Source organism: Leptotrichia hongkongensis, assembly GCF_007990635.1.
Taxonomy (GTDB): domain Bacteria; phylum Fusobacteriota; class Fusobacteriia; order Fusobacteriales; family Leptotrichiaceae; genus Leptotrichia; species Leptotrichia hongkongensis.
The window spans coordinates 454,632-475,742 of record NZ_AP019846.1 but is presented as its reverse complement, the minus strand read 5'-3'; the positions used below and the strand labels follow the sequence as shown (position 1 = coordinate 475,742).

The 21,111-nt window shown below is 30.7% G+C and carries 19 protein-coding genes and 1 tRNA gene; 1 reads left to right on the top strand and 19 read right to left on the bottom strand.

Features of this window, described 5'->3' with window-relative positions; genetic code table 11:
- Positions 1–34: 34 nt before the first annotated feature.
- From FVE75_RS02265 to FVE75_RS02210, 12 genes are all read right to left on the bottom strand, one after another.
- Positions 35–436, bottom strand: coding sequence for a DNA methyltransferase family protein (locus tag FVE75_RS02265; RefSeq protein WP_147004997.1), 402 nt, complete (start codon positions 434–436; stop codon positions 35–37).
- Entirely contained in the window at positions 426–1,076 is a 651-nt protein-coding gene (locus FVE75_RS02260) for a type II restriction-modification system restriction endonuclease (RefSeq protein ID WP_146963783.1), read from the bottom strand. The genes FVE75_RS02265 and FVE75_RS02260 overlap by 11 nt, the downstream gene beginning before the upstream one ends.
- Positions 1,077–1,127: 51 nt before the next feature.
- Positions 1,128–1,817, bottom strand: a complete 690-nt coding sequence (locus tag FVE75_RS02255) for an aspartate/glutamate racemase family protein (protein WP_172618758.1) — start codon at positions 1,815–1,817, stop codon at positions 1,128–1,130.
- Between the two features lie 29 nt (positions 1,818–1,846).
- Complete coding sequence (locus tag FVE75_RS02250; RefSeq protein ID WP_147004995.1) at positions 1,847–2,596, bottom strand: class I SAM-dependent methyltransferase; 750 nt, start codon at positions 2,594–2,596, stop codon at positions 1,847–1,849.
- Positions 2,597–2,630: 34 nt separating this feature from the next.
- Positions 2,631–3,119, bottom strand: coding sequence for an acetolactate synthase small subunit (gene ilvN, locus FVE75_RS02245; RefSeq protein ID WP_006804546.1), 489 nt, complete (start codon positions 3,117–3,119; stop codon positions 2,631–2,633).
- The gene (gene ilvB, locus FVE75_RS02240) at positions 3,112–4,830 is read right to left on the bottom strand and encodes a biosynthetic-type acetolactate synthase large subunit (protein WP_147004994.1); all 1,719 of its coding nucleotides are present in this window, start codon (positions 4,828–4,830) and stop codon (positions 3,112–3,114) included. Before ilvB ends, ilvN begins: the two co-directional genes overlap by 8 nt.
- A gap of 153 nt (positions 4,831–4,983) precedes the next feature.
- A complete protein-coding gene (gene ilvA / locus FVE75_RS02235; protein ID WP_147004993.1) occupies positions 4,984–6,201 on the bottom strand; it encodes a threonine ammonia-lyase in 1,218 nt (405 codons plus the stop codon).
- A 413-nt stretch (positions 6,202–6,614) separates the two neighbouring features.
- The gene (locus tag FVE75_RS02230; RefSeq protein WP_147004992.1) at positions 6,615–7,484 is read right to left on the bottom strand and encodes an alpha/beta hydrolase; all 870 of its coding nucleotides are present in this window, start codon (positions 7,482–7,484) and stop codon (positions 6,615–6,617) included.
- A gap of 27 nt (positions 7,485–7,511) precedes the next feature.
- Complete coding sequence (gene ilvD, locus FVE75_RS02225) at positions 7,512–9,191, bottom strand: dihydroxy-acid dehydratase (protein WP_172618757.1); 1,680 nt, start codon at positions 9,189–9,191, stop codon at positions 7,512–7,514.
- 298 nt (positions 9,192–9,489) lie between these two features.
- On the bottom strand, positions 9,490–9,651 hold the full coding sequence (locus FVE75_RS02220) for a hypothetical protein (protein WP_039901132.1): 162 nt from the start codon (positions 9,649–9,651) through the stop codon (positions 9,490–9,492).
- Positions 9,652–9,784: 133 nt separating this feature from the next.
- On the bottom strand, positions 9,785–10,525 hold the full coding sequence (locus FVE75_RS02215) for a tetratricopeptide repeat protein (protein ID WP_147004991.1): 741 nt from the start codon (positions 10,523–10,525) through the stop codon (positions 9,785–9,787).
- Positions 10,526–10,662: 137 nt separating this feature from the next.
- Positions 10,663–11,442 (bottom strand): tetratricopeptide repeat protein, encoded by a 780-nt coding sequence (locus FVE75_RS02210; RefSeq protein ID WP_147004990.1) that lies wholly within the window; start codon positions 11,440–11,442, stop codon positions 10,663–10,665.
- Positions 11,443–11,664: 222 nt separating this feature from the next.
- Here FVE75_RS02210 and FVE75_RS02205 point away from each other — a divergent pair, with 222 nt between their 5' ends.
- A complete protein-coding gene (locus tag FVE75_RS02205) occupies positions 11,665–12,111 on the top strand; it encodes an IS630 transposase-related protein (protein WP_147004989.1) in 447 nt (148 codons plus the stop codon).
- 36 nt (positions 12,112–12,147) lie between these two features.
- Here FVE75_RS02205 and FVE75_RS02200 read toward each other — a convergent pair whose 3' ends face one another.
- The 7 genes from FVE75_RS02200 to FVE75_RS02170 form a co-directional block, all read right to left on the bottom strand.
- Entirely contained in the window at positions 12,148–13,491 is a 1,344-nt protein-coding gene (locus FVE75_RS02200; RefSeq protein ID WP_147004988.1) for an autotransporter outer membrane beta-barrel domain-containing protein, read from the bottom strand.
- A gap of 857 nt (positions 13,492–14,348) precedes the next feature.
- Positions 14,349–15,476, bottom strand: coding sequence for a nicotinate-nucleotide--dimethylbenzimidazole phosphoribosyltransferase (cobT, locus tag FVE75_RS02195; protein WP_147004987.1), 1,128 nt, complete (start codon positions 15,474–15,476; stop codon positions 14,349–14,351).
- A gap of 22 nt (positions 15,477–15,498) precedes the next feature.
- Complete coding sequence (gene hemL / locus FVE75_RS02190) at positions 15,499–16,800, bottom strand: glutamate-1-semialdehyde 2,1-aminomutase (RefSeq protein ID WP_147004986.1); 1,302 nt, start codon at positions 16,798–16,800, stop codon at positions 15,499–15,501.
- 175 nt (positions 16,801–16,975) lie between these two features.
- Positions 16,976–17,050: transfer RNA gene (locus FVE75_RS02185), tRNA-Cys, on the bottom strand.
- A gap of 20 nt (positions 17,051–17,070) precedes the next feature.
- Positions 17,071–18,177: a tRNA 2-thiouridine(34) synthase MnmA gene (gene mnmA / locus FVE75_RS02180; RefSeq protein ID WP_147004985.1), complete on the bottom strand. Its 1,107-nt coding sequence runs from the start codon at positions 18,175–18,177 to the stop codon at positions 17,071–17,073.
- A 57-nt stretch (positions 18,178–18,234) separates the two neighbouring features.
- Entirely contained in the window at positions 18,235–19,113 is an 879-nt protein-coding gene (locus FVE75_RS02175) for a glycosyltransferase family 2 protein (protein ID WP_147004984.1), read from the bottom strand.
- A gap of 35 nt (positions 19,114–19,148) precedes the next feature.
- Positions 19,149–20,609, bottom strand: a complete 1,461-nt coding sequence (locus FVE75_RS02170; RefSeq protein WP_147004983.1) for a lipopolysaccharide biosynthesis protein — start codon at positions 20,607–20,609, stop codon at positions 19,149–19,151.
- Between the last annotated feature and the right edge of the window lie 502 nt (positions 20,610–21,111).

Below are 21,111 nucleotides of genomic sequence, written 5' to 3'. Positions count from 1 at the left end.
GAAATATCGAAATTAGACATTCCTGATAATGCTTCTAATCCTTTGTATTTTTTAAATTTGTTTTTTGAGGTAAATTTTTAGAACCAAATTTTCCTAATTCTGTATTAGACACCCAAGGTGGATTTCCAAGTATTAATGTCTTGCCAAATTTTTCCATATCTTTGTCCCACTTGTAACTAAATATGGATTCATTATAAATTATTGCTTTTGGATTGTTCTTTTTTGCAGTATCTGAATAATTTTTATTTATTTCTATTCCAAACATTTCTGATTTATAATATTTTTTTGAAGCTTCAAAGAAATTTCCTATTCCACAACTAGGCTCTATTATAAAATCTGGTGTAAAATCATAATTATTTTTTATATATTTTACTACTGTACTTGCAAAATCTAAAGGAGTTTGATAATCACCGTATTCTTTTTTGTTATCTAACATAATTGTAAACACCTTCTATTTGATTATTTAACTCAATTACTCTTTTATACTGCAATCTCCACTGTAAAGCATTTGAAACAGTTAAATATCCTTGTTCAAATGGTTTTTTCAAAATCTCTTCAGCTATCATATTATGCTCTATCTCGTCTCCTGGAATTCTTCTATCGTTTAAATAAGACACTATATCCTCTTTATTAGCACCTGCATTTTTCATATTTATTAGCATTTGTGTAGTTGTGTAATCTGCCGTTCTATGTTTTTCTATAAAAGTGATATATTTAAAATTTATTTTACATAATCTTTGATCATTGTCAATGTAATCCTTTTTTTCATAAACAAATACAATTAAATTATACCCCAATCCAAATATCTTTTGTCTAGCATTTCTATAAGGACAAGATGATTGTGGCTGTACTATGGAAGTTGCTTTTATATCTGTATTTAACCCAGGCAAATCAATTCCTTTTGCAGAATTTCCTGTTCCTAAATCTCCATATTTATCTTCTAAAAACTTTTGAAATAATTTTTCAATATAAGTTCCAACTTTTTTACCATCAGTAACTCCATATAAATTATTATGAAAAATTTTACTTTGCAATTCTGAAAATTCCACCGCTTCCTTTATTAAATCTATATTCATATCCCTTCCCTTTCTCCAATTAACTTTTTTAACTTAATTTAAAAGTTACTATTACAATATAGAATAAATTGCCGCCTCTTCTGCATGAATAACCGCTGTATCAAACAATGGAACATCAGTATCCTCATTTTTTATAAGAAGCCCTATTTCAGTACATCCTAGTATTATACCCTCTGTCCCTTTACTTCTAAGTTTATCAACAATTTCTAAAAATTTCTTTTTTGAATTAGAGTTTATGGTTCCAAGACAAAGTTCATCATATATTACTTTATTTATAATTTCTATATCATTTTTATCAGGTATTATGACATTTATCTCTTTTTCAATAAGTTTTGATTTATAAAAATCCTGTTCCATCGTATATTTTGTTCCAAGCAATGCTATATTTTTTAATCCTTTTTCTAATATTTTCTCTGCTGTCATTTCAGCAATATGCAATATTGGAATGGAGATTTTTTCTTTAATCTGGTTAACAACCTTATGCATTGTATTTGTACAAATAACTATAAAGTCTGCTCCTGCTTTTTCAAGATTATTAGCAGCCTCTCCCAAGATTTCTCCACTTTTTTCCCAGTTGCCATTTGCCTGACATTCTTCTATTTCCTGAAAATCAACGCTATATAATATACATTTAGCTGAATGAAGTCCACCAAGCTTTTCTTTCACAGTTTCATTTATTATTTTATAATAAGTTACTGTGCTTTCCCAGCTCATTCCTCCTATTAGTCCTATTGTTTTCAAATTCATCTTCCTTTCAAAATAAATATTTTCTATTCTTTCACAGCCTCAAATCTCAATCTCACATAATCCGCCAGAATTTGTCCATTTTCATTTCTTTCCAGTTCTTTTTCAACTTTTTCTGTTATTTCATCAATCAGTTTTTCATGCATTTCTACTGGAACGTTTACAAGAGCAGGTGCAGAAAAAGTTTGAAGCCATCCTTTTATTCCAGTTGGAAGCAAAGTAGGACGGGGAAAGCTTATCATTCTTTTTACTTTCAGTCCATATTTTTCAAGTAATTCCGTTTTTTCTTCCGGAGTTGGAAAAAACCAGCATTTTTTAGCTTTCAAGTTATGTTTTTCTACAGTTTCAAAAATAGCATTTTCTATTTTTTCCACGTTTCCTTTACGACCCGTCTCGGCTACAAAACGTCCGCCTTTTTTCAAGGCTCGAGCTACTCCTTCCATCACTTTCTCTGGATTAGTCATCCAATGTAGCGCCGCATTGGAAAAAATCGCATCAAACTCATTTTCAAATTTCATATTCTGTGCATCTCCCTGTATGGCTTCAATCCCAATTTTTCTTGCCGCTTCAACAAATTTCTGACTTCCATCAAGTCCTAAAACTTTGCACCCATATTCAGTGATTTTCTTAGTCAATACTCCATCTCCACAACCTAAATCCAAGATATACTCATCTTTTTGAGGATTTAACCATTCAATCAGATCTTCTCCATAAGTTGATACAAAGCGTGCATTTTTCTCATATTTTTCTTTTTCCCAATGCTGACTTATTTTCATTTTATTACTTCCCTTCTATACTTTTTTTTAAATATTACATTTTTTCGCCTCTACTCATTGCTACAACCCCTGTTTTGGCGATTTCAAGTATTCCATAACTTTTCATCATTTCCACAAATCCACGTAATTTTTTCACATTTCCTGTAAGTTCTATTACAAGCGAGTTTGGTGCCACATCTAGCACTTTTCCACGATAAATGTCTGCAATTTGAACGATTTGAGCTCTTGTTTGAGCGTCAGATTTTACTTTTATAAGCATAAGTTCACGTCTTATAACTCCTTCTGCTGGGAAAATCTTTACTTTTACAACGTCAACAATTTTATAAACTTGTTTTTGAATCTGATTTAATGCCTTGTCGTCACCATCAACTGTAAGTGTCAATCTTGCATAACCTGGCTTGTTTGTAACTCCAGCAGTCATCTTGTTTACCGAATATCCTCTTCTATTAAACATAGACATTATTCTTGATACAATTCCATTTGTATTTTTTGTAATTATTAATATTTCATGCTCCTTAATCATTTTCCAGTACCCCTTTCTTACCTATCATTTGACTTACAGTTTTTCCTGCTGGTATCATTGGAAACACATTTTCTTCCTTTTCAACGATACAATCCAGTATCACACCTTCATCTGATAAAATCAGATCTTTTAATTTATTTTCTAAATCTGCTTTCGTCTTCAGTCTTTCCGATTTTATGCCATACGCATCAGCAATTTTCACAAAATCAGGATTACATTCCAAATCAACAAAAGAATATCTTCTATCTTTAAATAACTCCTGCCATTGTCTAACCATTCCCAAGAATGAATTATTTATAATTACTATTTTTACTGGCAAGTTATACTGTCTAATCATCATAATTTCTTCAAGCGTCATTTGAAAACCGCCATCTCCAACGATTAATACAACTTTCTTATCTCTTGCTCCAACTTGAGCTCCAATTGCTGCTGGCACTCCAAATCCCATTGTTCCAGCTCCACCTGAAGTTACAATGCTATTTGCATTTTTATAAGTCATATATTGTGCAGCCCACATTTGATGCTGTCCAACATCTGTTACAACAATTGTATCTCCATCCAGAATATCATTAATCGCCTTTAACACTTCCTGTGGAAGCAATTTATCCTTACCAACATCTCTATGTGCCAATGGATATTCTTTTTTCCATTCTTTTACTTTATCTGTCCATTCCTTGTGATCCTGTGGCTCTAATTCCTTATTGATTTCAGAAAGCACATTTTTCAAATCTCCAACTATCGGAACATCAGCCTTTTTATTTTTATCAATTTCAGCAGGGTCAATATCTATATGTATTATTTTTGCACGTTCACAAAATTTGCTCGGATTTCCTGCGATTCTGTCATCAAATCTTATCCCAGCCGCAATTACTAAATCTGCCTCGTCTGTGGCATAATTTGCTGGAACAGTACCATGCATTCCAAGCATTCCAAGTGATAATTCATGATTTTCAGGGAACGCTCCAAGTCCTAAAAGAGTTGTAGTTACTGGAATATCCATTTTATTTGCCAGCTCTAAAAGTTCCTTCGAAGCTCCAGATTTCATAACACCCGCTCCCGCTATAATTAACGGTTTTTTAGCTTTCTTTATCAATGATAAAGCTCTTTTTATCTGTACAGGATGCCCAACATAAGTCGGCTCGTATCCTTCCAGCTGTACTTCTTTGTCAAACAGCTTATTAAATTCATCATAAGATATTTCCTGCTGTTGAATGTCGTTTGGAATATCTACCAGTACAGGTCCTGGTCTTCCTGTTGAAGCTATAAAATAAGCTTCTTTTATAATTCTTGGAATATCTTTAATATTTTGCACCAAATAATTCCCTTTTGTTATTGGAACAGTAATTCCTACAATATCAGTTTCCTGAAAAGCATCTCTACCAAGCAAGTTACTTCTTACCTGTCCTGTTATTGCCAGTAATGGTACAGAATCCATATGTGCAGTCATAATCCCTGTAACCAAATTTGTTGCTCCAGGTCCCGAAGTAGCAAGACAAACTCCCACTTTTCTAGAAACTCTCGCATATCCATCTGCCGCATGCACTGAACCTTGCTCATGTCTTGCAAAATAATGTTTAATTTTACCAAAGTTGTAAATTTCATCATAAATTGGTATTACCGCTCCACCAGGATACCCAAACATATCAGTCACTCCCACTCTATGAAGGCATTCCAATAGCATTCTTGCACCATTTATCATTTCGTTACTCATTTTTCAACCACCTTTTCTTTTTGATTTTTTTATTAATTTTTCGATAATTTAATTTCTTAATTTATAATATTCCTAATACTATTTCCTATTTAAATAGTAAATGTTTAATAAATTTTGAGTTACATACTATTTTAGCAAAGAACTAAGACTTCTTTATTCTATCTCCTGAGAATTCAATCTTTTAACTACATATCCTTTTTTATTAAATTCTTCTATTATTTTTTGAATATGCTCCTCACCATTTGTTTCCACCGTTACCTGAAGTTCCACATCGTGAAATCTATTAAGATTTTTAAACTGATTATGATCAAGCCTTATAACATTTGCATTTTGTTCAGATAAGATTTGTGATACAGTAACCAGCTGTCCTGGTTTATCAGGCAAGTCAACCGAAAATCTAAATATTCTACCTCTTACAATAAGCCCTTTATTTATCATAGAAGAAATAGTCAGCACATCAATATTTCCTCCACTCAAAATCGACACAATCTTCTTCCCTTTTTCATTAATTTTTCTAAGTGCCGCAACCGAAAGAACTCCTGCATTTTCTGCAACAATTTTATGTTTTTCAACTAATAGAAGAAATGATTCCATAAGTTCATAATCTGAAATTGTAATTATATCGTCCACATAATTTCTTATATAATCAAAGTTCAATTCTCCGATTTTTCTAACTGCCGTTCCATCTGCAATCGTATTTGTTTCAGGCAGTTCCACAACATCTCCATTTTTTAGAGCCGCAATTGCCGAAGCTGCTCCTTCTGGCTCCACACCGATTATTTTTATCATAGGATTTTTCAGTTTTGCTGCAAGTGCAATTCCTGAAATTAGTCCTCCACCTCCAAGTGGCACAAGAATTATATCAGCATCAGGTAATTCTTCTAACACTTCAAGTGCAATCGTTCCCTGTCCTTCCACAACATCATCATCATTAAACGCATGAATAAACACATACCCTTCTTTCTCCTGCAATTCTCTCGCATAATTATAGGCATCATCATATTCTTCCCCTGCCAAAATAACCTCAGCTCCATATTGACGAGTTGCTTCCACCTTTATAAGCGGTGTGTATTTAGGCATCACAATAACTGCCTTAATTCCTAGTTTTTGAGCTGCAAGAGCCACACCCTGAGCATGATTCCCTGCTGATGAAGCAATAACTCCCTTTCTTTTCTCGTCTTCCGTCAATTTTGCAATCTTGTTATATGCTCCCCTAATTTTAAATGAACCTGTTCTTTGTAAGTTTTCAGGCTTAATATAAACATCATTTCCAGTTTCTTTTGAGAATACTGAACTGTGAATCAATTTAGTTTTTGTTATCACAGTACTTAATCTCTCTCTTGCTTCTATAAAATCATAAAGTTTATGCAATCTCTTCACCTTCTTTAAAATTTATTTTTTAATTTGTTTTAAATATCTATTTTTATATAATATTTTTTATTTATATTTTTAATTTTTTTAACGTAAGGGCATCAATCGCCATGCCCTTACATTCCCGCTTTACGCAAAACTTTCTTATAAAGAAAAAAGAAAACTCGCTTTTGAATTTCAATTGTTTTAATAAAAATAAATGTATTTTATTCAAAATATATTCCAAAAGCTCAAACAGTTCTTTTTCCCTTAACGAAATTTTGCTTATTCTTTTTACTGTTACAATTAGTATCGTTAAGTTAAAAATTCCGTGATTTTTTAGAAACAAAAATTACAGAAAAAATACCCATTAACTATAATTCTTTTTACAAAATTTAAAATTGCGGCTACATTAACTATTTTTTATTTAAATATTAGACATTTTTTATCTTTTCATTTAAAAACTCTATTATTATATTTACAATTTCTGGCTGAAACCAATATTCATCAGAATGTCCTGCCCCAGTTACTACATATCTTGTTGATTCTATCCCTTTTTCAATTAATGCCTTGTGAAGTTTTTCTGTATGGATTGGAGGGACTAAAGCGTCTGCGTCTCCGTGCATCAATAGAAATGGTGGTGTTTTGTCGGAAATATATGATATCGGGTTTGTTACTTTTATATCATTTCTTACATCATTTAGCCAAAATTTCACTGATAATAATATTGCCCTGTAACCTTCATCAATATCATCTGGAATTTCAAAATCCACTTCTCCAAAGTCTGTTACTCCATAAATATCGATAACTGCCTTTATATCGCTATTTTCAGATAAATTTTCACCTTTGTCAAAATCTCTTGTTCCATTTGTCGCTCCAGCCATTGCCACTAGATAACCTCCAGCAGAATCTCCCATTATAGCTATTCTCTCCTTGTCTATCCCATATTCATCAGCATTAGCCTTCAAAAATCTGATTGCTGATTTTACATCTTCTACACTTTGTGGAAATACTCCATCAGGAATAGTTCTATATTCCATGCTTGCAACCACATAACCAGCCTTTGCAATTTCAATTCTTTGCTGTAGATAATTTTCCTTGTAGCTATGTGCAAATGAGCCACCTGTTACGAACAGCACTGTTGGAAACTTTCCTTCTCTATTTGGTTTCAAAATATCCATTTCCAATTTTATATTTTTTCTAAAATAGCTGACTGGCTGTGAATAAGTAACATTCACTATTGATTTTATTTTCTCTTGTGTCAGCTTGATATTTAAAACTTTACTTTCTCCACCATTTCCCATTTCAATCTCCTCCTTTGCAAAAGCACATTAATCCAATATCTCAATAGCTCCTTTATCCGCAGAAGACACGTGCATTGCATATTTTCTCAAATACCCTTTTACTTCAATTTTGAATGGCTCCAATTTAGCTTTTCTTGCTTCAATTTCTTCATCTGAAATTTTTATGTTTATTGTTCTGCTTGGAATATCAATTTCAATAATATCTCCATCTTGAACTATAGCAATATTTCCACCTGAAGCAGCCTCTGGAGAAACATGTCCAATTGAAGCTCCTCTTGTCGCTCCAGAAAATCTTCCATCTGTAATTAACGCAACATCTTTGTCAAGCCCCATTCCAGCAATCATAGCTGTTGGCGATAACATTTCTCTCATTCCAGGCCCACCTTTTGGTCCTTCATATCTAATAATTACAACATCTCCTGCTACGATTTTTCCACCAACAATTGCTTCTACAGCTTCTTCCTCACTATTAAATACTTTTGCTGGTCCTGTATGCTGCAGCATTTCTGGATCTACTGCTCCTTCTTTAACAACACAGCCATCTGGTGCTAAATTTCCTTTTAATACTGCAATTCCACCAGTTTTGTAAGCTGGCTTGTCCCAAGGCTTGATTACATCATCATCATTTATAAATGCTTCTTTTGCAAGTTCTCCTTGAGTACGTAATGCTACAGTTTTTGTATTTTCATGCAATCTTCCATTTTCAAGCAGTCTTTTCATAACTCCTGTTACTCCACCTGCTCTGTATAAGTCTTCTATAAAATATTCACCAGATGGCGATAATTTACACAGTTGCGGAGTTATTTTTGCAATTTCATTAAAATCCTCCAATGTCAATTTTATTCCTGCTTCATGTGCTATCGCTGGCAAGTGTAGAGCTGTATTTGATGATCCACCAAGAGCCATATCCATTGCAACCGCATTTTCAAATGCTTCTCTTGTCAAAATATCTTTTGGACGAACATCTGCTTTCAATACTTCCATAATTTGCATCCCAGCTTTTTTAGCAAGCCGTATTCTTTCTGAAAATACCGCTGGTACAGTTCCATTTCCTGGAAGCCCTAGTCCAAGTGCTTCTGTTAAACAGTTCATTGTATTTGCCGTATACATTCCTGCACAAGATCCACAAGTTGGACACGCCATTTCTTCAACAGAATTAAGTTCTCTTTTAGTTATTAATCCAGCTTCATATTGTCCAACTGCTTCAAACACATTACTAAGACCTATCTTCTTACCTTTATACACTCCCGCAAGCATCGCTCCTCCACTTACAAATATTGACGGTATATTTAGTCTTGCAGCTGCAATCAACATTCCAGGCACTACCTTATCACAGTTTGGCATAAATACAATCGCATCAAACGGAGTAGCCATTGCAACTGCTTCAATCGAATCTGCGATTATGTTTCTTGTTACAAGTGAAAATTTCATTCCAATATGATTCATTGCAAGCCCGTCACAAATTCCAATTGTATTAAATTCCATTGGAACTCCTCCAGCCATTCTTATACCATCTTTCACAGCCTGAACCAAGTTTTTCAAATGAACATGCCCCGGTATAATTTCATTAAATGAATTAGCAATCCCAATAATAGGACGATCCATTTCCTCACTTGTAAATCCTAACCCTTTCAAAAGTGATCTGTGTGGAGCTCTAGCCTCTCCTCTTGTTAAGTTGTTACTTCTTCCTTTTCCTTTCATTGTCATTGATTTCACTCTCCTAAAATTTGTTTTTTTCATACATAGTTAATCTCAATTTTTAAGATTTTCCTATATATTTTTATCTATAAAATATCAGCAAACTTTAAAAATAATCATTCTAAAGTTATTTGATTATATTTTATCACATATTTTATAAAATTTTTACTTATTTTTCTTTATAAATTGCATTGAATACTTTATTTTTACTAGTTTTTTAAAAAAATAAAAGACGATTTGTATATAAATCGCCTCAAAGTTACAAAAACAATAACAGTTTTTTTATTATTCCATATAATTCTATCAATTATTTCCCAGTAAAATTAGCCATTACTTCTCTATCATTTACCGATACAACAAAATCATTGTTAGAAACTTTTAAGGCAACGTATTTTCTATTTTGTACAACTTTAATTCCTAAAATTTCAATAATCAGTAATAATGATAAGACTAAAATTAATAATGACATAATTTCCTCCAGTTTTTCAATTTTTTGATTCATTTATCTGTATGAAATTATTATATCAAAAATCAATCATTTTGTAAAATATATATTATATATATGACTTATATATTCTGTTAATGTTAAATGAATTTAAAATTTATCTTTCTTTCTTAATTATTTCAAGTGTTTCCTCAAATTCTTTTTTTATATCCTTATCATCTGAACTTTTAACCAGTCCTAATCCTTTTCGTACTAATTTTTCAGCAGCGTCATAATCTCCTAAGTTTAAATACAAGACTGCTAAATTATCATATGCCCATAAATTACCCTTTTGAATAGATGCATTATACCATTTTATTGCCTCTTTTTGATTTCCTTCATTATAAAAAATTAATCCTAGCCTATTTTCTGGCGATCCATCTTTTTCAAATTTTATCGATTTTAAATACCATTCTTTTGCACTCTTATAATCCTCTAACTCATCATATGCCACTGCAATCCAAAAATAATTTTCTGTATTGTCTGCTACTTTCTGATATTCTTTGTAATATTTTATTGATTTTTCATATTCTTTTTTTTCAATATACAAATTTGCTAAGTTTGAAATCGCAATAAAACTTCCATTATCTATAGCCTTTAAATACCATTTCTCAGCTTCTATATTATCATCTTTATTATCATATAAAACTCCTAGTTTATTTAAATAATCAGCATTATTTGGAAATTCCTTCACATATTTTGCAACCAATAGCAATGCCTTCTTTTCATCATTTTTATCATATGCCTCCTGTATTTGTTTTTCCAGCTTTATTTTCTCCTCCTTTGTCATTGCTGAAAAACTCTGAACCCCTAAACCTAAGTTTATAATCACTAATAATAAAATTAAATATTTCTTCATAATATTTCTTCCTCTCTACTTCTTGTTTAAATTTTTTTAAATCTTATTTAAGAATTCTAGTTATTCTGTTCTTATCTATTCATACTTTTTATAATTTTTTATTTGGTTTTAAATATAACGTAAAAATAATAATAAATTTAATTATTGCTTTCAATTTCTCTAATAGATTCCTGTATAACTTTTATCTTTTCTGTATCTTTTATTTTTCTAGCCTCACTCAACGCCTTTCTAAGCAATTGTAATGATTTTGTATTATCTCCCAATTCAGCATAAAGTACTCCTAAATTTATTTTTGCATCTAAATTATTTTTCTCAATTGCCTTCAGATACCATTTCATTGCTTCTTTCTGATTTCCTTCGTCATGGTAAATCATTCCCAAAATATTTTCTGAATCTCCTTCTGCATCTTTATTATAATATTTCAAAAAATATTTCTTTGCTTCTTCCGGATTTTTCAATTTATAATTTAAAGAGCCCATTATAAAATTTATCTCATCCCCGCTTTCAAGATTTTTATTATCGATTTTGCTAAGCCACTTTAATGCTTTTTCATATTCTTCCATTCCTATATAAACTATCCCTGTTAATAGCCTTATATCATATTTCTTCCCATCATCTGCTATAAAAGGATATTTTTTCTGCATCTCTATCGCTTCATTTAATTCTTTTTCACTTTCATTCTTTTTGCCCATGTCATCATACAACATTCCCAATACAGCTTTTAATACAACATTAGTTGGATTTTTTTGTATATCTTCTTTTAACATTGATATTGCTTTCTGTCTATTCCCTTTATCATATTCTTCCGATACTTTCTCCATCACTTTTTCAAATTCCTTAGAATTCATTTGTGAAAATCCCTGCACTCCAAAAATTAAACTAGTTAGAATTACCACAAAAACTAATAATTTCTTCATTTCTATACCTACCTTTTTTCATTATTTCTTTGTTTTTGTTTAATTAAAAATTTCTCCATTTATTGTATCACAATTATTAAAAAAATCAAAATTTTACATATAATATCCTTAAATCCATTAATTCTTAAGAATTAATTTTTTTAAAGACAAGTAAATCGAAAAAATTTATTTTTATAGTGAAACTTATACAAAATCGACCTAAAAATATGGAATAATAACTTTATGGGATATGAAAAAGATTATAGAAAAAGAATTTTAAATTTTTATTACGAAAATGGAAAAACAAAAACATTATTTCAGTTCAACATAAGTTCCAGCACATTGTACGGATGGATAAAACTTAAGAATGAAACAGGAGAACTTTCATCAAGAACACGGAAAAGAAAATTTAAGGTGCTTAATCCTGAAAAACTTGATGAATATATGAAAAATCCAGAGAATGCAGATAAATACATCTGTGAAATAGCAAAAGATTTTGGCTGTGGAAAGGAGACAGTGAGAGTGGCACTGAAAAAATTAGGATACACAAGAAAAAAAACAGACAAAATACAGGCAGCAGGGCATTTTCTATTATTTCTTCCGCTGTATTCGCTGAATTTAAATCCAATAGAAAATATAAAAAAAACACCTAAGATATTTATTATCCTAAGTGTTTTATATTATTTATGAATGTTAGAAGAAAAACAACTTTTGTATTTCAATTTATTAGAATTGTAATCCTAAACCTACTTTAAATACACTATTTTTTGTGTCATATAATTCATAACCTGCTGACAAGTTAAAGTTATCTGATACATTGTATTTAGCTCCAAGTCCTAAATTAAATACACCTTGATCATAATCTAATCCAGCTAACTTAGCAACTTCTACACCATTACTAGAAATTTTTCTTTCACCATGATAAGATTTTTTGCTAAATCTTTGTTCGTATTCAAGATTTCCATATAAATCTAAAGCTCCAACCTTAGTTTGTCCATAAATTCCTGCTGTAGCATTTCCACTACTTCTTTTAGCACTTCCATAACTTATATTTCCTACAGTAAATCCATCTTCCTTAACACTTGTTACCCCTAATCCAATATAAGGTTTAACGTAAGTATTCTCATCTGTGTCGTCTCTAAATTTATATCCTAGTCTAGTTTGGAAATCTAAAACATTTGAGTCAAATTTTACATTGTTATAATTATTATATTTATGTTTATTACTTCCATATGTCAATGCTGATGCTAAATCTATATTGTCTGTAAAGTCATATTTTCCACTTAATGATACTTGGTAAGAATCTAGTTTTTCTTTTACTCCATCAAATGATTTTTTATATTTTACAGTAGAATTTTCAACTCCTACTCCTGCTCCTAATGTAAAATTACCAAATCTTTTTGTTCCTGATAAAATTGCTCCATTAGTTTTAGAATTATATTTTAAATCCTGATCATACGATCCTGCATTACCAAGATATTGGATATTTAAATTAAATCCATTTTCTTTTTTAGCTTGTTCTAAATCCTTAAAGCTATTTGCTGTTGCAACTTTTGTCAAATCATAGTCAACTCTTGATCTTGCACCTTGAACTGTAGGTATTGTTCCTGTAGTCGCTGGTGTTGTTGGTGTTGATGGCGCAACAGGCGTTGTTGGAGTTGTTGGTGTCGCCGGAGTTGATGGTGTTGTTGGTGTTGATGGCGTAGTAGGCGTAGCAGGTGTTGTTGGTGTCGCTCCTGTGCTAGCTACTGATGCTATTGTTGCCGATGTTACTCCTCCATTTAATGGTGATGTCAATGTTACCGTTGTTGGTCCTGTATAAGTTTGTACAGTTCCCGAATCTGTTACTATATTTAATGTTCCTCCTGCTGGAACTATAAATTTATTTCCCGCAGATATTGTACTTCCACCAGTTGCTGTAACTGTATTAGTTCCAGTACCTAAATTCCAGCTTGTAGCACCTGTTATTGCTGTTCCTGCATTAATATTAAGTCCTCCACCAACAATTGAAGCGGCAGAAAATGTATTTGCACTAATAACTAATGCTCCTAATAATAATAGTTTTTTCATTTTAAATTACCTCCATTTTTGTTTTTTTTAACAATAATTTTTGATAAGTGTTTAAATATTATCATATTTAATTTTTTATGTCAAATTTCATAAAATTTATTGTTTGATAACAATTTTTCTTTGAATTTTGTTATTATATTTTGAAAATTATAAAATTTAAATTAATTTATAAACGCTAAAAAAGTTAAAAAAAATCCCTTTATTTTTAATAAAATTATCATTTATTACTTTTTAAAATATTTATTAAAAAACAGATGTCATAATTACTTAATCTAAATATAAATTTAATAGTTAAAAGTTTTTTGTAAATATTTATATGTATTGTATTGTATTGTATTGTATTGTATTGTATTGTATTGTATTGTATTGTATTGTATTGTATTGTATTGTATTGTATATATAAAATAATTTTTAAAAAAAATATATTAATTTTTATTTAATATTATTAATAAAAATATCATTTTTCAGAAAAATACTTTAGATAATCTAATATCTGCTATATTTAAAAATATACTCAAACCTACCTAAAATTAAACTTCTAAAAATTATATAAATTTAGGGTTTGAGTAAAATAGTCATAACTTTTGAGTTTAGTTTTAAAGCAGTTTTATTATATAAATTATATTCAAATCAATCCACTTAAAAACTAGAATAAAAATATGTAAAAATTAATGAGTCAACTATAAATCCAATTTACTCTTCTACTTTTGTTTTAAAATAGAATTACTATTTTTAAATTCTAATAATGAAAAACTGTCCTTCAATTTTGAAAGACAGTTAAAACATTTAAATATTTTATTTATGACAATAATACTAGATACATTTAAAAATTTAAATATTCCAAATAATGTATTTTTTTATACATCAGGATATTTTCTTACAACTTCAGTAATATTACAAGCTCCCTCAATCACAGGGAACATCATAACAGCCCCAGTACCTTCCCCCAATTTCATATTCATAAAGAGCATTGGCTCTAAGTCCAGTTCCTTCATAATATACTTCATTCCAGGCTCTTCGCTCAAGTGGGAAGCAATCATAAAATCCCTGCAGTTTGGACAAATTTTATATGCAACAAGGGCAGAAATCGCTGAAATAAAACCATCTATCACAACAGGTACATGATTTTTGGCACATCCTAGATAAGTTCCCACCATTCCAGCAATATCAAGCCCCCCAACTTTTGCCAGTACATCTATTATTTTATTTTTTTTAAATTTTTCTTTCTTTTTCGTTCCCTTTATATTTTCTTCAAAAAATTTTGATAATCCATTCACTTCAACTGCTTTTTTTACAACATTCTTCTTATGCTCCAAAGTTTTGTCATCTATTCCGCTTCCATATCCTACAATCTCATCTAGTGACAAATCTGTTAGAACCTTTAAAATAGCACTACTAGTCGTAGTATTTCCAATCCCCATTTCTCCAGTTGCAAATAAATTGTAGCCATCTCCTACAAACTCGTCAACCATTTCAATCCCAGTTTCTATAGCCTTCACAGCATCTTCATACTCCATTGCGGCTTGTTTAGCAATATTATTAGTACCTGATTTCATAATTTTTCTGTTAATAATTCCTGATAAATCTATTTCTTTTTTTATGTCCGAACTCTCATCAATTCCCAGATCTACCACTTTCACATCAGCATTATAAACCATTGAGAGAGCATTAATTGACGATTTACCATTTAACATTGCTTCCACTACATACTGCGTTATTACTCTTTTGGATTTGCTGACTTTTTCTCTTTCCACACCGTTATCTGCTGCCATTACAAGCACCATTTTTTTGCAAGGTTTATAATTTTCGCTCATTCCCTCAAGCCTGATTGCCAACTCTTCCAGTTTTCCCAGTCCTTTTGGAGTTTTTAACAATGAATTCAGTTCATTTTCCTTTTTTTTCATTTTATTTCTATCTAAAGCCGTTATTTTTTTTATTGTATCAAATAAAATTTCTCCTGTAATTTTACTCTTTATGATTTCCATATATATTCCTCTATTTACAAATTTATTTTAATTTTTCAGCAATTTTTTGAAAAGTCTTTTCCACACCCTTCAACAACTTTTCCACATCCTCATCATTGTGAATATAAGAAACAAAATGTGCTTCATATTTTGAAGGTGGCACAATTACTCCATTTTCAAGCATTGTATCAAAATATATGCTGTAAAATTCATCATTTGTATTCATTGCGTCTTCTAAAGTTTTCACTTTTTCCTTTGCAAAAAATATTGTAAAAAGACTTCCAAAATGGTTTACGCTTGCTGGAATATCATATTTTTTTATTAATTCATTAATTTTATTTACCAAATTTTCCGTTTTTTTATTTACATTTTCATAAATTTGAGGATTTTCCTTCAAAATCGAAATTGTTTCTATCCCTGCAGCAACTGAAATTGGATTCCCAGAAAGCGTTCCAGCGTGATAAACATTACCAACTGGCGAAATTAAGTTCATAATTTCCTTTTTTCCACCAAATCCACCAACTGGATAGCCACCACCAATAATTTTTCCAAGAACAGTTAAATCAGGTGTAATTCCAAATACTTTTTGAGCACCACCTAATGAAACCCTAAATCCAGAAATTACCTCGTCAAAAATTAACACCACATTTTTTTCTTTCGTGATTTCACGCACTTTTTCCAAATATTCCTTTTCTGTTTCAATAAGCCCCATATTTGCTGGAATTGGCTCAATAATCACACATGCAATATCATTATCATTTTCCAAAGTTTTCTTTAATTTGTTAAAATCTCCAAAAGGCAATGTTATCGTATCTTTCACAACTCCCTCAGTAATCCCGTTACTATCCTGATGCTCAAATGTTAAAAGCCCTGATCCAGCCTTAACCAGTAATGAATCTGAATGTCCGTGATAACATCCTTCAAATTTTATAATCTTATTTTTTCCAGTAAATGCACGAGCAACTCTCACACTTGCCATAGCCGCTTCTGTCCCCGAAGTAGTCAATCTTAATTTCTCGATTGACGGAAAACAGCTCTTTACAAGTTCTGCCAGTTCTACTTCCTTTTTCGTAGGAAGCCCAAAAGAAGTCCCATTTTCAAGCTCTTTCTTCACAACTTCCAGAACTTTCGAATAATTATGTCCCAAAATCATCGGTCCCCAGGAACCTATCATATCTACATACTCATTTCCGTCTTCATCATAAAGTTTACTTCCATTTCCACTTTTAATAAAAATTGGATATTCTTTATCTACCGACTGAAACGCTCTAACTGGACTGTTCACTCCACCTGGTATTGACTCTTTAGCTTTTTCATAAATTTTTCTTGAGTTATCTGTATTCATCTATATTTCCCTCTTTCCTTTGCTTTTCTTAATTTATACTAAAATTATTTTTAAATATATTCTATCATATTTATCTTGATTTGGAAATATTGAATATTTTTTAAATTTAAACTAAAAAAAAATAACTACCTAAATAAGCAGTTATCACTATTAATTATTATTAGTAATCAGTTAATGGAGGCGACAACCGGATTCGAACCGGTGTACAAGGTTTTGCAGACCTCTGCCTAAGCCCCTCGACCATGTCGCCACTTGACTTTGATAAGTTTATCATATTTTTAGGGCTTTGTCAAATATTTTTATTTCGCCGCCACCAACAATTTCATCACCTAAATAAAATACAATGTGCTGTCCTTCTGAATTTTCGTGAGTCTTTTTATCAAATTCAAAAATTATCCTATTTTCATTACTTTCTTCACTTTTTAAAAGTTTCAATTCCCCAGCCAGTCCTTTTGAAGAAAATCTTGGACGTGCAGTTAATTTTTTTCCAATTATTTCTTCTAAATCATAATGAAATTTACAATTTATCACTTCTATTTCCTTTATTAGCAATTCCTCAAAATCTCCCACAACTACTTCATTCGTTTCAGGGCGAAGTTCCAGTACAAAAAACGGCTTTCCTAAATTAAGGCCCAGTCCACGCCGCTGCCCAACTGTATAAAACTGATAACCTATGTGCTCTCCAATAATTTTACCATTTTTATCCACAAAATTTCCTTTTTTCACATCATTTCCAAGCACTTTTTTCAAAAATGGAATATATCCGTTGGGAGCAAAGCAGATTCCTTGGCTGTCAGGCTTGTTATGAGTATGAATGCCATTTTGTCTTGCAATTTCACGAACTTCTGATTTTTCGTATTCTGCAAGCGGAAATAAAAATCTTTCTACGACATCCTTATCCAGCCGATAAAGCATATAAGTCTGATCTTTTCTATTATTTTTGTCCCATAAAAGCATATTATTCTCGCTAACTTTTGAATAATGCCCTGTCGAAATGTATTTTATCCCCATTTTATCAGCAAATTCTACGAGTTTTTTTATTTTTACCTTTTCATCGCAAATTACACAAGGTGAAGGGGTTTTTCCAGCATTATACATTTTTATAAAATAATCCATTACATCCTTTTTAAATTCTTCCACGACATTTAGTACATAATGAGGTATTCCCAATGTGTAGCAAGTGTATCTGGCATCATTTATATCATCAAGGGAACAGCACGTTTTTCCAGGATTTTCTGAAAGCTCATCAGGCAAATGCTTTAATGTAACTCCTATAACTTCATAGCCTTGCTGTTTCAACAAAAGAGCAGCGACAGAACTGTCTATGCCGCCACTCATTCCAACTACTACTTTTTTATCATCTAATTTTTTGTTCATTTCGTATTTCTTTCTCTTTTCTAAATTTTTAATTTCTATATTCCCAAACTTAAAATCTTATTTTTTATTTTTCTCTTTTTGCCACATATATTCCCCAATTCCTAAAGCAAAAATTAAAAACAATTTATTTTTATTTTCTTTAAATATTTTTCCAAGTTTATACCCTGCTGCCCTGCAAAATTTGTAATAAACAGCATTATTTAGAACTTTCTGCTTAAAAGATAAATTTTGGGAATTGATTTCATTATGATAAAGTGCCTGTCCTTTCGGATTTCGTAGCAGTAAATTATTGTATTTTGCTGTCAAGCCATCTTCCTGATATTCCTTTATCTCAATTTTTTCATTCACATAAGCCATCTTATATTTTTCACAAATTCTGTTATAGACAACAGCTTCTGTAATAAATTTCTCATCATCAAAAACTGGAAATTTATATTTTTTTATAATTTCAGTCCGAAACATAAGCCCTTTGTCGCCCTTAACTCCGTATTTATTGTAAATATCAAACTGTGTCGAAATCATCTCTTTTTCTGGAAAACTAGAGCCTATAACTTCTCCATCTGGATAAGTTGACAAATACCCCATTCCCGCAATATCGTTATTTTTTTCATATTTTTTCCAATATTTCAAAATAGTTTCAAGTCCATTTTCGACATATTCATCATCAGAATCAAGGCATATAAAAAGCTCTCCATTTGCTTTATCAGTTGCAAAATTATACGCTCGCTGTTTACCTCCATTTTCCTTAAAATAATACTTTATATCCAGCTTTTTTTCACTCAAAAATTCTTCTACTTTCTCTTTAGTTCCATCAGCAGAACCATCATCTACAATAAGCCACTCAAAATCCTTGTAGGTTTGCTTTTGAAGTGATTTATACAATTTTTCAAGCAGTTCCTTTCGATTAAAAGTTGGTGTAAAAATCGTAAATTTCATTTTTTATTTCCCCTTATTTTCCAAAACTTTAAAATTTAACGTTTTATAATTTTTCTTTTTATTCCATTTACAAGATTTGCAATTTTAGCGTAAACTTCCCTATTTACAAGCAATTTCGTCACTATCGCCAAATAAACTATTTTCAAGCCAAATTTCATCCATGAAAGCTGATCATTTGACAAATAGAATATTACAGGATTCACAATAATTATGAAATATAAAAATAATTTTTTATAATTAAACGAAATCTTATATTTTTTCCTTATAATCATCATTTCCATTATTGCTCTAAATAAAAAGGCAAGTAACGTTGTCCATGCCGCAATAATAGGCCCAATTTCTGGAAATTTCGGTATAAAAATTATATTTCCAACTAAATTAAATATCATTGCAAACATTGTAAAATAAAAAATGTATATGCTATCTTCGTGAAAATGGAAAAAATAATCAAGGCAAAATAGTGCCTGAACGACAATTCCAGCTAGAATTAAAGGCATATAATTTATCGCCTGATAATAACTTTTTGGAAATATCAATTTTATCCCTTCTGGAGCAAACAACTGTGCGATTACACAGGCAAAGGAAATAATGGCAATAAAATTTTCCACGCTTCGTGTTATTCTTGGATTTGTTCTATCCTCCTTCATTGCCTCATAAAACTCTGGCGTCCAGCTGTTTACAAAAGAACCTGTAACAACCGACAAAACCCTTCCTCCAGTAAATGCAAGCGTATATCCCCCAACTACCGCAAGAGAAACAAATTTTGCCAAAACAAGCCTATCACTCAAATTCACAACCTGATCCGTAAGTTCAATAAAAATTAATGGCAATCCATTTCTTAGCGAATATTTCACATAATCAAAATTCAGCTTAAATCTAAATTTTCCAAAATAATCCTTAAAATAGAACAGAAATACTATAAGCAACGCAATTAAATTTGCAAACTGGTTTCCAAAAACTCCCCATTTTAAGTATTTTATAAAGTAAATTGCCAGAATATAAGTTGTGAAAAGGCTTACAACACTCCCTATTGCAACTTTCATATACATTCTCTTCATTCTGAACAAAGTTGTCGAAAGATTGTTAAAAGCGTTCGTTGTGGCAATTAAGACGCTGACAATTATCAAAGGATAGTAACTTACCTTGCTTAAATCAACTATATATGAAAACAGTTTTTTGGCTATTGGCGTAAATAAAAAAATATAAGTAAGTATATTAAAAACTACTATAATCAAAGTTGAAGAAAACATATAACTTCCAAATTCATCTTCACTTTCCTTCAAATCTACATATTTCTTCATCTGAGCATTATAAAGCCCCAGCCCTAGAATTACAGTAAATAATGAAGTAATCGGAGCCAATGTTCCCACAATCCCAAATTCTTCCTGTGTCAACAACCTCGTTATTATCGGCAAAAATATAAACGACCCCATCTTTGTAACCAAATTCATAAGAGAATAAACCATCGTTCCCTTCAATAAATTCTTATTATCCATCTCTCTCCATTTCCAAAACTTTTCATAAACCTTACTTATTTAAACTAATTTTTAAATATATAGTTTTTAACAACATTTTATCTCTATAAGTATTCAGACAAATAATTTTTTTTATCTTGATTTCTATATTTTGTTATTTTTAGATAATTTGAATTAATATTTTTTCTTCTTAAATCATTATTTTCTCTTTAACAAAATTTCACTTGTTTAAAATTAACTATTATAGTTAAACTAAAGACTGTCGTGATTTTTTTGGAATAAAATTGATTGTTTGAGCTTTTTTGAAACTTTTAAGTTACAATCAATTTATAGAGTTGATAATAACTGTTATTAAAAAGCGAGTTTCAATTTTATTTCAAAAAAATGCTTAGACAAGCTGGGATTGTAAAGGGGATAGCGACTGATCCCCTTTACATTTAAAAAAGAAAAAATATAAAAATATAGAAAAAACAACAATTAATCAAAAAAATTTAGAATTTTTAAAAATTATTTATCTGTATAT

What these genes read in the sequence shown, in the direction of transcription:
- FVE75_RS02265 (WP_147004997.1), bottom strand. Translation starts at nt 436, where the DNA reads ATGTTAGATAACAAAAAAGAATACGGTGATTATCAAACTCCTTTAGAT.
- FVE75_RS02260 (WP_146963783.1), bottom strand. Translation starts at nt 1,076, where the DNA reads ATGAATATAGATTTAATAAAGGAAGCGGTGGAATTTTCAGAATTGCAA.
- FVE75_RS02250 (WP_147004995.1), bottom strand. Translation starts at nt 2,596, where the DNA reads ATGAAAATAAGTCAGCATTGGGAAAAAGAAAAATATGAGAAAAATGCA.
- ilvN (WP_006804546.1), bottom strand. Translation starts at nt 3,119, where the DNA reads ATGATTAAGGAGCATGAAATATTAATAATTACAAAAAATACAAATGGA.
- ilvB (WP_147004994.1), bottom strand. Translation starts at nt 4,830, where the DNA reads ATGAGTAACGAAATGATAAATGGTGCAAGAATGCTATTGGAATGCCTT.
- FVE75_RS02230 (WP_147004992.1), bottom strand. Translation starts at nt 7,484, where the DNA reads ATGGGAAATGGTGGAGAAAGTAAAGTTTTAAATATCAAGCTGACACAA.
- ilvD (WP_172618757.1), bottom strand. Translation starts at nt 9,191, where the DNA reads ATGACAATGAAAGGAAAAGGAAGAAGTAACAACTTAACAAGAGGAGAG.
- FVE75_RS02220 (WP_039901132.1), bottom strand. Translation starts at nt 9,651, where the DNA reads ATGTCATTATTAATTTTAGTCTTATCATTATTACTGATTATTGAAATT.
- FVE75_RS02215 (WP_147004991.1), bottom strand. Translation starts at nt 10,525, where the DNA reads ATGAAGAAATATTTAATTTTATTATTAGTGATTATAAACTTAGGTTTA.
- FVE75_RS02210 (WP_147004990.1), bottom strand. Translation starts at nt 11,442, where the DNA reads ATGAAGAAATTATTAGTTTTTGTGGTAATTCTAACTAGTTTAATTTTT.
- FVE75_RS02205 (WP_147004989.1), top strand. Translation starts at nt 11,665, where the DNA reads ATGGGATATGAAAAAGATTATAGAAAAAGAATTTTAAATTTTTATTAC.
- FVE75_RS02200 (WP_147004988.1), bottom strand. Translation starts at nt 13,491, where the DNA reads ATGAAAAAACTATTATTATTAGGAGCATTAGTTATTAGTGCAAATACA.
- cobT (WP_147004987.1), bottom strand. Translation starts at nt 15,476, where the DNA reads ATGGAAATCATAAAGAGTAAAATTACAGGAGAAATTTTATTTGATACA.
- hemL (WP_147004986.1), bottom strand. Translation starts at nt 16,800, where the DNA reads ATGAATACAGATAACTCAAGAAAAATTTATGAAAAAGCTAAAGAGTCA.
- mnmA (WP_147004985.1), bottom strand. Translation starts at nt 18,177, where the DNA reads ATGAACAAAAAATTAGATGATAAAAAAGTAGTAGTTGGAATGAGTGGC.
- FVE75_RS02175 (WP_147004984.1), bottom strand. Translation starts at nt 19,113, where the DNA reads ATGAAATTTACGATTTTTACACCAACTTTTAATCGAAAGGAACTGCTT.
- FVE75_RS02170 (WP_147004983.1), bottom strand. Translation starts at nt 20,609, where the DNA reads ATGGATAATAAGAATTTATTGAAGGGAACGATGGTTTATTCTCTTATG.